A 13,375-nucleotide genomic window follows, 5' to 3' on the forward strand; every position below is an offset into this window, starting at 1 on the left:
CCCGTCGCACCGGGGCAACGCCGCCGCACCGCCCGCCACCGCCTATTCGTCGCCGACGCGCGTGCGGGACGACGCATCGAGCGCCAGCCCGCTGCGCACGGCCTGGATGCGCGACGTGACGTTGAGCTTCTCGAAGATGTTCTTCAGGTGCCACTTGATCGTCTCCGGCGCAACGCGCAGCGCACGGGCGATCTCCTTGTTCGACAGGCCGCGCGCGACATAATCGAGGATCTCGACTTCACGCGCGCTCAGGTTGCCCGCCGTGCCGGGCCGCGCGGCCGGCGCGGCATTCGACGCCCGGTCCGCCTCGAACGCGCGCGCGAGTTCGCGCAGATACCACGCGCCGACCGCCGGAAACCGGTCGGCCCGCTTCAGCACGCGCGCCGTCAGGCGTTCGGCCACGGCGCCTTCGTCGACGAACGTGCGCACGAGCCCGTTGCCTTGCCCGTATTCGAGCGCCGGGGCGAGCACGGCCAGCGCGTCGTCTTCCTGCCCGGCCTGTTCGAGCGCAACCGCACGCAGCACGGCGGCCTGCGCGGCGAACCAGTCGAAGCCGCGCGCGGCCAGCACGTCGTGCACGGTGGCCATGACCCCGGCGGCCTCTTCCGCGCGTGCATCGGCAAGCAGCAGCCGCGCCCGCGCGGACTGCGCCATCTGCCACGTCTCGACGAAGCTCGACGCGACTTCCGGCGGTTCAGCCGACACCAGCGCCGCCAGCGCCCGCCCGACACGATGGGCCTGCGTCAGCTTCCCCGCGCTCACATGCAGCCGCACGCCGGTCGCCATGCAGGCGACGCGCAGCCGCAGCCATTGCCGGCTGCAGGCGATGTGGTCGGCCTCGTCGAGCATCTCGTGCGCGCGGGCCTCGTTGCCCGACCGGAACTGCAGCACCGCGGCCGTCTGCATGAACCGCAGCAGCGGCCCGAGCGAACACGCCTGCATCGCGATGTCGAAACGGTCGCGCTGCGCTTCGCGCACCTTCGGCCAGTCGTTCCATTCGTAATAGATCGCGGACAGGTAGCCGGCCGACAGCGCGGTCGCCGCCGACAGCCGCCCCGCCGAGCGTTCCGCGCCGCGCAGCGCGGTCTCGAACGTCTTCGACGCATCATGCAGGCGGCCCGCGACGAATTCGGCGAGGCCGGACATGTTCTGCCGATACACGTGCGCAAACAGCGGCTCGTGGCCCGACGCCGCGCGTTCCGCCCGCGCGCGCAGGTCGAGCGCGTCGTCGAGGCGGCCCGCGTAGCCGAACCCGAAGATGAGCGTGGTCTGCCCGATCTGCTCGACCCACGAGCCGGCCGGCGGGCCGGCCGCCAGCACGCGCTCGCCGAGCTCGAGCGACTCGATGCTCCGGTCCGACAGCCCCGCGATGAGCGAGCGAACGCCAAGCAGCTCGGTCGCGGTGATCGCGTCCGTGCCGAGCCGCCGTGCGTCGATATCGGCTTCGATCGCCTCCAGCGCGCGGCGCGCGTCGACCATCTGCATCGACAGCGCCAGCGCCCACACGTGGGCGATCCGCAACCGCAGGCGGCCCGCCAGCGCCGGCTCCGGCAGGCGCGATACCCAGTCGAGCACGGTGCGGACGTCGCTCGCGGCAATCAGCTTCATCGCGCACGCCTCGACCCAGCCAGCGGCCGCGTCGAAATCGCCGGCGGCGAGCGCATGCCTGACCGCATCCGGCCATTGCCGTTCGGCCGCGTACCACGTACTCGCGCGGCGATGCAGCGCGGCGACCGCGTCCGGCCGGCGCAACGCCAGCTCCTCGCGCAGGTATTGCAGGAACAGCGCGTGATAGCGGTAGCTCCGGCGGCCGCCGTCGACCGAGCGGATGAACAGGTTGTGCGCGCTCAGCCACTCCAGGCACGCGACGGCATCGTCGCGGCCGGTCAGCGCATCGCACAGCGCGGGCGTCATCCGGTCCAGCACGGCCGTGCAGAGCAGGAAATGACGGATCGCGTCCGGCACCTGCGTCATCACGTTCTCGTTCAGGTACGCGGCAATGCCGGCGCGCGCATGGCTGACCTGCTCGGCGACGCGCGCCGCATCGTTGTCGTCGCGCAACGCGAGCGCCGCGAGCTGCAGGCCCGACACCCAGCCTTCGGTGGCCGCGCGCAGCCGCCCGACGTTTTCCGCACTGAGCGGCTTGCCGGCGACGCGCTCGAAGAATGCGCGCGTCTCCGCTTCGTCGAAGCGCAGATCGTCCTCGTCGACCCGGACGAGCTCGTCGCGCGATTCGAAATAGCTGAGCGGCAACGCGGGCGCCGAGCGGCACGACAGCACCACGTGCAGGTTCGACGGCGCATAGCGCAGCAGCTCGAACATCGCGTCGTGGATGACGGGCGATGCGAGGCGGTCGTAGTCGTCGAGCATCAGGACCAGCTCGACGCCCGCGACTTCCAGCTCGTTGAGCAATTCGTCGAACACGATCTTCAGCGGAATCAGCGCACGGTCGCGCAGCAGCCGCTGCGCGCGGCCGCCGACCCCGCCCGTCGCGTCGACGATCGCCGCCACCACGTACGACGAGAAGATCGACGCGTTGTCGTCGTCCTGGTCGAGGCTCACCCAGGCGACCTTCACGTTCGTCGCCACGAGCGCGTGGCGCCATTCCGCCAGCACGGTCGTCTTGCCGTACCCGGCCGGCGCGCACACGAGCGTCAGCCGCCGATCGAGGCCGCGCGCGAGCCGGCCGAAGCGCGCGATGCGCGACACGATTCCACGGGCCGACGCCGGTGCGAGCTTGGTGCGCACCAGCACTTCGATCCCGTCGGCGTCCGCAGGCCCTGCTGCTTGTCTGCTGTCGCTGGACGTCATGCTGTTCCTGTTCTCCTTGCGCTGCGCGCGTGCGTCCGCCTGGAAGGCCGGGCCGCCGTACGCCCCGGTGCGCGACGCGGTGCCACCGCGCGTCGAGACAGCATAGCGACACGGCGACCGCCGTCAAAAGTAGGTGATGTCCGTACCGCGGCGCGCGCCGGTCGAACGGAAGGACTCGCATTGTTCTCGATCGGGCGGGTGCTGTTCAGCCCCCCATTCGGGGGGCTACCGCGCCGGGAAAGTCGCCCCATCCTGACCGGAAGGTGTCCTGCACAGCCGGCTCGCGCCGCGCGTGGGGACCGTTGCCCCGCTGTTCCGCCAGGAGTCCGCATGAACCGTCGCGACGTCGTCGCCGCCTTTTTCGACCGGTATCGCCAGCGTGACATCGAAGGGATGCTTGCGCTCTTTTCCCCCGCTGCCGCCCTCGACTACGTGCCGGCCGGCGCGGCCGCTCCGGCGGCCACGCACGGCAGGATGATCTGGGGCACGCTGCTGGACGCATTCCCCGACCTGTCGAACGGGATCGACGCCATTCATGCGGATGATGCCGGCCGCCATGCCACCGCCGAGGTCACGATCCGCGGCACGCAGGCGCGGGACTTTATCGGCATCCGGAACCGCGGCCGGTCGTTCACGCTGCGGCACGCGTTCGTGTTCGAGTTCGATGCCGACGGCCGCATCGCGCGGCTGGCCGCCTACTGGGACAACGTCCGGCTCTTCGAGGATCTCGGCAAGACGACGCTCGGCTGAGCGGGCGCGGCGGGCGGCCGGCGCCCGGCCGGTGCCCGGCCGGCAGCGCCGTCACGCGGGCTGGTAGCGTTCCCGCAGCGCCCGCTTGTTGATCTTCCCGACGCTCGTCTTCTCGATCGCGTCGACGATCAGCAGCCGTTCCGGCACCGCGTACCGCGAGATCAGCCCGCGATCGGCTACCTGCTTCACGTGCGCCTGCAACTCGGCAGGCCCGACGCGCCCGACGTGATCGTCGGCCAGCACGACGAGCGCGAGCGGCCGCTCGCCCCAGCGTGCGTCCTTCACGCCGATGACGGCCGATTCGCGTACGGCGGGATGGCGCGACAGGATGTCCTCGAGCGCCAGCGACGACACCCATTCGCCGCCCGTCTTGATCACGTCCTTGATCCGGTCGGTGATCTGCAGCCGGCCGTCCGGATCGATCACGCCGATGTCGTTCGTATGGAGATAGCCGCCGGCCCACAACGACGCCGTTGCCGGCGCGTCGCCGAGATAGCCGGCCGTCGCCCAAGGCATGCGCACGACCACCTCGCCGGCCGCGCGGCCGTCATGCGGCACGTCGCGAAACTGCGCGTCGACGATGCGCAGGTCGACGAGCGGCAGCGGCAGCCCCGCCTTCGTCCGGCGCGCGAGGTCGTCGTCGGCCGTGCCGTTCGCCATCGGCGATGCATCGACCTGGGCGATCGTCATCAGCGGGCACGTTTCCGACATCCCGTAGCCGGTGTACACGTCGATGCCGCGCGCGAGCGCCGCCCGCGCAAGCCCTTCCGGCAACGGCGAGCCGCCGACGAGCACCTTCCACGACGAGAGATCGACCGATGCCGATGCGGGACAGTCGAGGATCATGCCGAGCAGCGTCGGCACGCAGTGCGAGAACGTCACCGACTCGCGCGCGATCAGCGCAACCAGCCCGTCGGGCGAGTAGCGCCCCGGGTACACCTGCTTGAGCCCGAGCGCGGTCGCGATATAAGGCAGCCCCCACGCGTGCACGTGGAACATCGGCGTGATCGGCATGTAGACATCGTCGCGATGCAGGCGCCCGCGATCGCGCGCGCCCGACAGCGCGGCCATCCCCGCCAGCGTGTGCAGCACGAGCTGGCGGTGGCTGAACGCGACGCCTTTCGGCAGCCCGGTCGTGCCGGTCGTATAGAACGTCGTCGCACGGGTGTTCTCGTCGAAATCGCCGAACACGAAATCGGGCGAACTGGCCGCGACGAGCCGTTCGTATTCGTCGGCGAACCCGTCGGGTAGCCCGGTCTCGGCGCCGTCCGCGATCAGCACGAAGCGCTGCGCGGCGACGAGCCGGTCGCGGATGCCGTCCAGCAACGGCAGGAAATCGCGATGCACCAGCACGACCCGCGCGCCGCAATGGTTCAGCGTATGGAGGAGCTGGTCGGGCGACAGCCTGACGTTCGCGGTCATCAGCACCGCGCCCATCATCGGGATCGCGTAATAACACTCCAGGTAGCGGTGGCTATCCCAGTCCATCACGGCGACCGTATCGCCCGCGCCGACGCCGAGCGACGTCAGCCCGCTCGCGAGTTGCCCGATGCGATGCCGGAAGGTCCAGTAATCGTGCCGGACCTGGTCGCCGTACACGATCTCCTGCTCGGGCCGCGTCGCGAGCGGCGTGTGAAGCAGCTGCTTGATCAGCAGCGGATACGCATGCGCGGACGGGGCCGGCGCATCGTGCAAATGCGGCTGTGACGGATTCATGAAGGGCTCCATAAGCGACCGGTCAGGCACGATGCCGGCCGGGCAAAGCTGCGCGCCCGCGGGCGGCACGGCCCGGGCATTCGCCGGGTCCGGTCTTCGCGAGTGCGGCCACGATACCCGACGCGCCGGCGCCGGCGCCCCCCCCTGTCAGGGGGAGTCGGCGCTGGCGCGCCGGCCCGGCGGACATCCGCGCGTCACGTGCCGGGCGTATCCACGACGAGGGGCGCGCGGTGCGCGGCGCCGTGCCACGACCCACCTGATCGGGGGGGCGTGGCACGACGGGTGCCGCGGTACGATTCATGACGGCGCACAACCGGTTCTTCGGAACCCGCGTCCCCTCGCCCCGGGCATGAACGGAGGCCCACGCCGCCGATTCGAAACCGTGCATGCGCAATGCACGCGTTTTGGCCGTTTTCCATGCCGAATCCTCAATCCGCCCCCCCGAGAAAGGAGCAGCCATGACTTCCGAACAGCCGCAGATGGACAGAACGCCGTCGCCCGATCCGGCCGAAAACAACGCGTACTTTCCGTCGCCGTATTCGCTGTCGCAGTACACGTCGTCGAAGACCGATTTCACCGGCGCGGATTACCCGAATCCGTACACGGGCGGCAAGTGGAAGGTGCTGATGATCGCGACCGACGAGCGCTACGTCCTGATGACGAACGGCAAGATGTTCTCGACCGGCAATCATCCGGTCGAAATGCTGCTGCCGATGCATCACATGGACCAGGCCGGCTTCGAGATCGATATCGCGACGCTGTCGGGCAACCCCGCGAAACTCGAACTCTGGGCGATGCCGGGCGACGACGAGGCGGTGCAGGGCACGTACCGGAAGTACCTGCCGAAGCTCAAGACGCCGCTGAAGCTGTCCGACGTGCTCGACGCCGACCTCGGCCCCGAATCGCCGTACATCGCCGTGTTCATTCCGGGCGGCCACGGCGTCCTCGCCGGCATTCCGTACAGCAAGGACGTGAAGCGCGCGCTGCACTGGGCGCTCGATTACGACCGGCACATCATCACGCTGTGCCACGGGCCCGCGAGCCTGTTGTCGGCTGCCGTGGATGAAGATCCGCAGAACTACCCGTTCAAGGGCTACGAGATGTGCGTGTTCCCGGATGCGCTCGACACCGGCCCGAATCTCGAGATCGGCTACATGCCGGGCCCGCTGCCGTGGCTCGTCGCACAAAGCCTGGAAAAGCTCGGTGCGAAGGTGCTCAACAAGGACATGACCGGCCGCTGCCATCAGGACCGCAAGCTGATCACGGGCGACAGCCCGCTCGCGTCGAACGGCATCGGCAAGCTCGCGGCCGCCGCGCTGCTGAAGGAAGTCGGCCACTGACGCAGGCCGCCCCGCGCCCGGCCGGCACCGTGGGCGCGATAGGCTTCGCGCCCCTTCACGCGGCCGACCGGCGTCCCGCCCGCGGTGCCGGCCGGCCGCGGGTGCGGGCCGGCCGCGTCGAGCGGGGCCATCGTCGTCATGCCGTTCGTGCACGCATCGGCGCGCGCCGCCCCGCACCGCCGCCCCACCTCTGCTCGACGGCGTTTCCCATGCGGTAGTATGGCGACTCGATGGAAACCCCGATGGACTCACACGAATGGCCCAGCCTGATCTCCCGACCCCTTCCAGCGCCGGCCAGGATGCCCAGGCGCTTGTCCTCATCGCCGAGGACGAACCCGAGATCGCCGAGATCCTGACCGCCTATCTCGCGCGCGGCGGCCTGCGCACCGTGCACGCGGCCGACGGCCGCCGCGCACTGGAACTGCACCTTCAGCTCAAGCCCGACCTCGTGCTGCTCGACGTGCAGATGCCGCACGTCGACGGCTGGAAGGTGCTCGCCGAAATCCGTCATCGCGGCGACACGCCCGTGATCATGCTGACCGCGCTCGACCAGGACATCGACAAGCTCACCGGCCTGCGCATCGGCGCCGACGACTACGTGGTGAAGCCGTTCAATCCCGCCGAAGTCGTCGCGCGCGCACAAGCCGTGCTGCGCCGTTCGATGGCCGGCTCGCGCCAGGAAGAGCAGCGCGTGCTGCGGGTCGCGCCGTTCGAGATCGATCTCGAACACCACGAAGCCACGCTCGAAGTGGGCAGCGAGCGGCACACGCTCGTGCTGACGCTCACCGAGTTCAAGCTGCTCGCGCAGCTCGCGCGCGCGCCGCGGCGCGTGTTCAGCCGCGCCGAGCTGATGGCCACCTGCCTGCCGGAAGGCGACGCGCTGGAGCGCACGGTGGACAGCCACGTCAGCAAGCTGCGCAAGAAGCTGGACGATCTCGGCATGCAGGGCGTACCGGTCAGCGTGCGCGGCGTCGGCTACAAGCTCTGGAGTTGAACGTGAAGCTCGATGGCCTGAGCCGGCAGATCGCGCTGACGATGGCCGGGATGGTGTTCGGCGTGACGATGCTGATGGTGCTTACCGCCACCATCTTCTACTACGTCGCGTTCAACTACTGGCCCGCGCATTTCAGCACGAAGAACTTCCTGCCGACCGCGCCGGAATGGCTGTGGCTGATCGCCACCACGTCGGTCGGCCTCGTGCTGTCGGTCGCGGTCGCCGTCAATCTCGCGCGCCGCATCCTCGTGCCGCTCAATTCGGTCACCGACAGCATTCGCCGCGTCGCGCGCGGCGATCTCGACGCGCGCGCCGTCACGGGCGACCGCTCGCTGCACGAAGCCGCGCTGCTCGCCGACAACTTCAACGCGCTCGCCGACGAGCTGCAGCGCGTGACCAACGAGCAGGCGATCTGGAACGCCGCGATCGCGCACGAGCTGCGCACGCCCGTCACGGTGCTGCGCGGGCGCCTGCAGGGGCTCGCCGAAGGCGTGTTCAAGCCCGACGAAGCGCAGTTCCGCAGCCTGCTCGCGCAGGTCGAAGGGCTGACGCGGCTGATCGAGGATCTGCGCGTGGTCAGCCTCGCGGATGGCGGCCATTTGAGCATCGAGATCCGCGACGCCGATCTCGCCGCCGACGTGCGCGCCGTGGTCGACGTGTTCGCCCACGCGCTGCAGGCCGCCGGCCAGCATCCGGTGCTCGATCTCGACACGCGGCAGATGCGCTGCGACCCGGTGCGCATTCGTCAGGCACTGCTCGCGCTGCTGGAAAACGCGCGCCGCCATGCGGTGCCCGGCACGATCCGGATCCAGACGCGCATCGAAGCAGGCATGTGCCGGCTGCGCGTCGAGGACGATGGCCCCGGCATCCCGGCCGATTTCGCGCCGCACGTGTTCAAGGCATTCCGGCGCGTCGACGAGTCGCAGCCGGGCGGCAGCGGCCTCGGGCTCGCCGTCGTCGCGGCGATCGCGCATGCGCATCACGGCGAAGCCGTTTGCGTGCCGACCGGCACGGGCGGCACGCGGTTCGAAGTGCAGTGGCCCGATAACCTCGTGCCGGCGCCGGAAAACGAGCGCTTTCCGGCCTGAGCCCCCACCTTTACACCGTCACTCTCGCGGTTCGCGCCCGACCTGTTCGAGCGGCGGGTTGAACCCGAGCACCGTGTACTCCCGCACGGACACCGTCCCTTTCCCCGCCGCGCCCTGCACGACGACCGCGCGCACCGCACCGGCCCGGTCGAATTTCAGGCGGGTGCCGAGGGTCGCGTTGCGCAGCGCCTCCAGTTCCTCGATCCGCGCGATCGCCAGCTTGCGCACCGCGCCGGACACGTACACCGGCAGGAACACCAGCGCGATGAAGATCGACACCGTGTCCTTCGCGGCGGTATCCAGCACCGGCTGACCCGACATCACGAGCGACAGCGACGTCGCCGCGACGAAGATCGCGAGCACCGTCGCGCCCACGCCGAGCGACGAGAACCGTTCGGCCGCCTTCTTCATGCGTGCCTTCACGAGCGCACGCGTGGTCGCGGCGGGCACCAGCCATTCGCGCTGCGCGCCGTGGTACCCGGCAAAGCCGAGGAACAGCGTCGCGACGGCACTGATGCCGATGGCGGTGTACAGCGCGTCGAACAGCACGCAGACGAATTCGAGCACGAACACGATCACCGGCGGCCACAGCAGCAGACGGAACGAATAGCCGTCGCGGCCATGCCCGCGGATCCACCATTTCACCGGCGGCAGCTCCCAGAAGCGGCTCTCGCGGCGGAGTGAAAGTTCTTCTTCGTCGGTCAATTCTTCACCTGTGGCGTTCCATTGCGTCGGGTACGGCTGATGCCAATGATGCGGCTGAAACGGGAATGAATACCTGGGGTTATCGATTGATCCCAAAGATTCATTAGACAGTGTCTCCGCCGCCGCGCGATGCTGGCCCGGCCAGTGAACGCGGCGTCATTGCCACGCCGCGCACGAGAATGGAGTGAGACACATGCCTAACGACCACCGTCAACGGCGCCACACCCTGTGGCTGCTGTGCGCGCTTTCGTTCATCCTCTACGTCGACCGCGTCAACCTCGCGACCGCGGCCGGCGCGATCAAGGCCGAACTCGGCCTGTCGAATACCGAACTTGGCGTCGCATTCTCCGCGTTCGCGTATTCGTATGCAATCTGCCAGATCGGCGGCGGCTGGATCGCCGACCGGTTCGGCGCCCGCATCACGCTGATCGGCTGCGGGCTGATCTGGGTCGTATCGACCTTCACCACCGGGTTCGTGCACAGCCTCGGGCTGCTGTTCGCCGCGCGCCTGCTGCTCGGCATCGGCGAAGGCGCGACGCTGCCCGCCCAGGCCCGCGCGATCACCCACTGGTTCCCGCGCGAGCGGCGCGGCGTCGTGCAGGGCTTCACGCATTCGTTCTCGCGGCTCGGCAACGCAGTCACGCCGCCGATCGTCGCCGCGCTGATGACCTGGCTGTCGTGGCGCGCGGCGTTCTTCGTGATCGGCGCGGTCACGCTGGTGTGGCTCGCATGGTGGATCGTCGGCTTCCGCGAATATCCGCTCGGCGACGAAGCCGGCCACGATCGCCCGCGCGCGGCCCGCGCCGCGCCGCCCACCGGCCCGACGCCGTGGGGGCCGCTGTTCCGCCGGATGGCGCCGACCATCTTCGTCTACTTCTGCTACGGCTGGACGGCGTGGCTGTTCTTCACGTGGCTGCCGACGTTCTTCCTGAACGGCCAGGGCCTGAACCTGAAGTCGACCGCGCTGTTCGCGTCCGGCGTGTTCTTCGCGGGCGTGGTCGGCGACACGCTCGGCGGCTGGATGTGCGACCGGATCTACCGGAAGACCGGCAACCTCGCGCTGTCGCGCCAGAGCGTGATCGTCGCGAGCTTCGTCGGCGCGCTCGTGTGCCTGCTGCCGCTCGCGGTCGTGCACTCGACGGCCGGCGTCGCGCTGTGCCTGTCGGGGTCGTTCCTGTGCCTCGAACTGACGATCGGGCCGATCTGGGCCGTGCCGAGCGACATCGCGCCGGCCCACGCCGGCATCGCGAGCGGGATGATGAACGCGGGCTCCGCGATCTCGGGGATCCTGTCGCCGATCCTGTTCGGCTATCTCGTCGATCGCACGGGGAGCTGGACCGTGCCGTTCATCGGCTCGGTCGCGATGCTGCTGATCGGCATCGTCGCCGCGCTGCGGATTCGCCCGGAACGCACGCTGGCGGAATCGATGCCGGCGCTCGCTGATGCGCCTGCGGCGCCGTCTGCGCGCTGACGCCGTTTGCTTCGGGTTCGGCTGCGTTAACGGTCTTGTCGGCGGCGGCTTCACGATTCACTGCGGCTCGTGATGGTGGTGGCTTGGCTGATTCGGCTGGGTCGGCTGGCTTGGCTGGCTTGGCTGGCTCGGTTGGCTCGGTTGGCTCGGTTGGCTCGGTTGGCTCGGTTGGCTCGGTTGGCTCGGTTGGCTCGGTTGGCTCGGTTGGCTCGGTTGGCTCGGTTGGCTCGGTTGGCTCGGTCGGCGCGGCTGGTTCGGCCGGCTTGGCTGATTCGGCTTGCTCGGCTGATTCGGCCAGCGCGGCTGATTCGGCCACCTCGGCCGGCGCGGCTGGCTCGGCCGCCTCGGTTGGCAAACCGCCCCATCAAGCGCCGCCATCATCCCCGCCCCCTTCCCGGTGAAACAGCGCGAGAAACTGCTGCGCTGGAATGCTCAGCGGCCGGTCGCGCCGCACGAGGCTGCCGTACGACGGCAGCTTCTGTTCGAGCGTGTAATCGATGATCGCGACGAGCCCGTGCTCCGCATTGCGCTGCGCCACCGTCAGCGGAATCACGCCGAGCATCGGCGAACGGTCGACGAGGTTCATCGTGGTCAGGATCGACCCCGTTTCGACCAGCCCGCGCGGCATCGGCTGGTGCCGCGCGCGGAACTCACGCTCGACGACCTCGCGCGCGGGGCTGCCCGCCGGCTGCAGGATCCACGCGTAATCGAGCAGCGCGTCGAACGCCACGGGGCCCGCGCCTGCGAGCGGATGGTCGCGGCCCGCGATGATCGCGAGCGCCTCGTCGTCAACCACGCGGAAGTCGCAATCGGTCCCGACGTGGCGCCCGATCACCACTTCGAGCACGCCTTCAAGAAGCTGCGGCATCAGCCTGTCGCTCGTATCCACGGCGATGTCGATCGCCAGCAGCGGATAACGCGCCTTCAACTGCACCAGCGCCTCGGTGAGCCGCCCCGGCGACGCCGCCATGATGCTGCCGATCGCGAGCCGCCCCGCGCTGCCGAGCTGCAGCTCGCCGAGCTCGCGGTTCAGCGCCTCCACGCTGCCGCGAATGCCGCGGAAATAGCCGAGCACGCGTTCGCCGGCCGGGTTCAGCACGAGCCCGCGCCCGACGCGATCGAACAACCGCTGGCCGAGCGCACTCTCCAGCTCGGCCAGCATCTTCGTCGCGGCCGGCTGCGTGAGGCCCATCTGGTCAGCCGCGGCGCGCAGCGTCGAGCATTCGTCCACGGCCAGCAGCAGCGCGATCTGCCGCATGCGCAGACGGTTCAGCAACTGCGGCGTCGAGTCTCGTCGGTCGATCGAGCCCATCTTTGATTACTCCAGGTTATCGATTCATCAAGAGTTTTCAATTTACCGACTCATTCCGTCTACCTAGCATGAACCCCATAGACGAACGAACGGCCACGCGCCGCCACCGGAGACACAGCATGAACACCCCCTCGTCCACCGCCGCCCTGCCCGTCGTCGCGCTGACGCTCGGCGACCCCGCCGGCATCGGCGCCGAGCTGATCGCAAAACTGCTCGCCCGCCCCGACGCCACCACCCACGCGAATCTCGTGCTGATCGGCGATCGCTGGCTGTGGGAAGCCGGCCAGCGCGTTGCCGGCGTGACGGTCGACGTCGAGCCCGTCGCCTCGCTCGCCGCCGTGCGCAACCGGCCGTCGACCGCGCGTGCCGCGTTCGTCGCCATCGACACGATCGATCCGGCCGACGTCACGGTCGGCCAGCCCGGCGCGGCCGGCGGCCGCTCGACGCTGACCGTCCTCGACCTGTGCCTCGACGCGGCGCTTGCCGGCGACATCGACGCCATCTGCTTCGCGCCACTCAACAAATACGCGATGAAGCTCGGCGGCCTGAAGCACGAGGACGAGCTGCACCACTTCGCCGAAGCACTCGGCGTGACCGGCTATTTCTGCGAATTCAACACGCTCGGCGAGCTGTGGACCGCACGCATCTCATCGCACATTCCGCTGAAGGATGCACCGGGCTACCTGAGCATCGAGCGGATCGAACAGGCGTCCGAACTGATCTACCGGTCGCTGCTCGCGAACGGCGTCGCGGCGCCGAAGGTGGCGATCGCCGCGTTCAACCCGCACGGCGGCGACGGCGGCAGCTGCGGCCGCGAGGAAGTCGACATCATCGAGCCGGCCGTGCGCCAGCTGCAGTCGCGCGACTGGCCGACCGACGCGCCGTTCCACGGCCCGTTCCCCGCCGACACGATCTTCCTGAAGGCGCAGGCCGGCGACTACCAGGCGATCGTCACGATGTACCACGACCAGGGGCAGATCGCGATCAAGCTGCTCGGCTTCTCGCGCGGCGTGACCGTGCAGGGCGGGCTGCCCGTGCCGATCACGACGCCCGCGCACGGCACCGCGTACGACATCGCGGGCCGCGGCACGGCCGACGTCGGCGCGACCTGGCAGGCGCTGCAGATCGCCTGCCGGATGGGCGCCGCGCGCCGCACCACCCCCGTTTCGGCGTGACGTTCGCGCACCC

Annotated in this window: 10 protein-coding genes; 6 read left to right on the plus strand and 4 right to left on the minus strand. The window is 69.5% G+C overall.

The window, feature by feature from the left end; all coding sequences use genetic code 11:
• Nucleotides 1–42: 42 nt before the first annotated feature.
• On the minus strand, nucleotides 43–2,811 hold the full coding sequence (locus BCEP18194_RS37930; protein ID WP_011356635.1) for a LuxR C-terminal-related transcriptional regulator: 2,769 nt from the start codon (nucleotides 2,809–2,811) through the stop codon (nucleotides 43–45).
• 330 nt (nucleotides 2,812–3,141) lie between these two features.
• Between BCEP18194_RS37930 and BCEP18194_RS37935 the strand changes: the two genes are divergently transcribed.
• On the plus strand, nucleotides 3,142–3,561 hold the full coding sequence (locus BCEP18194_RS37935) for a nuclear transport factor 2 family protein (protein WP_011356636.1): 420 nt from the start codon (nucleotides 3,142–3,144) through the stop codon (nucleotides 3,559–3,561).
• Between the two features lie 51 nt (nucleotides 3,562–3,612).
• Here the strand turns inward: BCEP18194_RS37935 and BCEP18194_RS37940 are convergent, their stop codons facing one another.
• Nucleotides 3,613–5,289 carry a fatty acid--CoA ligase gene (locus tag BCEP18194_RS37940; protein ID WP_050781648.1) on the minus strand — a complete coding sequence of 559 codons (1,677 nt, stop codon included), beginning with the start codon at nucleotides 5,287–5,289 and terminating at the stop codon, nucleotides 3,613–3,615.
• 446 nt (nucleotides 5,290–5,735) lie between these two features.
• On the opposite strand from BCEP18194_RS37940, the gene hchA reads away from it, so the two are divergent.
• The 3 genes from hchA to BCEP18194_RS37955 all read left to right on the plus strand — a co-directional run bounded on the left by hchA (nucleotide 5,736) and on the right by BCEP18194_RS37955 (nucleotide 8,699).
• Nucleotides 5,736–6,617: a glyoxalase III HchA gene (gene hchA, locus BCEP18194_RS37945; RefSeq protein ID WP_011356638.1), complete on the plus strand. Its 882-nt coding sequence runs from the start codon at nucleotides 5,736–5,738 to the stop codon at nucleotides 6,615–6,617.
• Nucleotides 6,618–6,873: 256 nt separating this feature from the next.
• Complete coding sequence (locus BCEP18194_RS37950; protein WP_011356639.1) at nucleotides 6,874–7,611, plus strand: response regulator; 738 nt, start codon at nucleotides 6,874–6,876, stop codon at nucleotides 7,609–7,611.
• A gap of 2 nt (nucleotides 7,612–7,613) precedes the next feature.
• A complete protein-coding gene (locus BCEP18194_RS37955) occupies nucleotides 7,614–8,699 on the plus strand; it encodes an ATP-binding protein (protein WP_011356640.1) in 1,086 nt (361 codons plus the stop codon).
• A gap of 18 nt (nucleotides 8,700–8,717) precedes the next feature.
• Here BCEP18194_RS37955 and BCEP18194_RS37960 read toward each other — a convergent pair whose 3' ends face one another.
• Nucleotides 8,718–9,404, minus strand: coding sequence for a hypothetical protein (locus BCEP18194_RS37960; RefSeq protein WP_011356641.1), 687 nt, complete (start codon nucleotides 9,402–9,404; stop codon nucleotides 8,718–8,720).
• Between the two features lie 193 nt (nucleotides 9,405–9,597).
• Between BCEP18194_RS37960 and BCEP18194_RS37965 the strand changes: the two genes are divergently transcribed.
• Nucleotides 9,598–10,875 (plus strand): MFS transporter, encoded by a 1,278-nt coding sequence (locus BCEP18194_RS37965; RefSeq protein WP_011356642.1) that lies wholly within the window; start codon nucleotides 9,598–9,600, stop codon nucleotides 10,873–10,875.
• Between the two features lie 364 nt (nucleotides 10,876–11,239).
• Here the strand turns inward: BCEP18194_RS37965 and BCEP18194_RS37970 are convergent, their stop codons facing one another.
• Nucleotides 11,240–12,187, minus strand: a complete 948-nt coding sequence (locus BCEP18194_RS37970; protein ID WP_011356643.1) for a LysR family transcriptional regulator — start codon at nucleotides 12,185–12,187, stop codon at nucleotides 11,240–11,242.
• A 119-nt stretch (nucleotides 12,188–12,306) separates the two neighbouring features.
• On the opposite strand from BCEP18194_RS37970, the gene BCEP18194_RS37975 reads away from it, so the two are divergent.
• On the plus strand, nucleotides 12,307–13,362 hold the full coding sequence (locus BCEP18194_RS37975; RefSeq protein WP_011356644.1) for a 4-hydroxythreonine-4-phosphate dehydrogenase PdxA: 1,056 nt from the start codon (nucleotides 12,307–12,309) through the stop codon (nucleotides 13,360–13,362).
• Nucleotides 13,363–13,375: the final 13 nt, after the last annotated feature.

This window comes from Burkholderia lata (genome assembly GCF_000012945.1).
In the GTDB taxonomy this organism is placed as follows: Bacteria; Pseudomonadota; Gammaproteobacteria; order Burkholderiales; family Burkholderiaceae; genus Burkholderia; species Burkholderia lata.

What these genes read in the sequence shown, in the direction of transcription:
- BCEP18194_RS37975 (WP_011356644.1), top strand. Translation starts at nt 12,307, where the DNA reads ATGAACACCCCCTCGTCCACCGCCGCCCTGCCCGTCGTCGCGCTGACG.
- BCEP18194_RS37970 (WP_011356643.1), bottom strand. Translation starts at nt 12,187, where the DNA reads ATGGGCTCGATCGACCGACGAGACTCGACGCCGCAGTTGCTGAACCGT.
- BCEP18194_RS37935 (WP_011356636.1), top strand. Translation starts at nt 3,142, where the DNA reads ATGAACCGTCGCGACGTCGTCGCCGCCTTTTTCGACCGGTATCGCCAG.
- BCEP18194_RS37940 (WP_050781648.1), bottom strand. Translation starts at nt 5,289, where the DNA reads ATGGAGCCCTTCATGAATCCGTCACAGCCGCATTTGCACGATGCGCCG.
- BCEP18194_RS37965 (WP_011356642.1), top strand. Translation starts at nt 9,598, where the DNA reads ATGCCTAACGACCACCGTCAACGGCGCCACACCCTGTGGCTGCTGTGC.
- hchA (WP_011356638.1), top strand. Translation starts at nt 5,736, where the DNA reads ATGACTTCCGAACAGCCGCAGATGGACAGAACGCCGTCGCCCGATCCG.
- BCEP18194_RS37930 (WP_011356635.1), bottom strand. Translation starts at nt 2,811, where the DNA reads ATGACGTCCAGCGACAGCAGACAAGCAGCAGGGCCTGCGGACGCCGAC.
- BCEP18194_RS37950 (WP_011356639.1), top strand. Translation starts at nt 6,874, where the DNA reads ATGGCCCAGCCTGATCTCCCGACCCCTTCCAGCGCCGGCCAGGATGCC.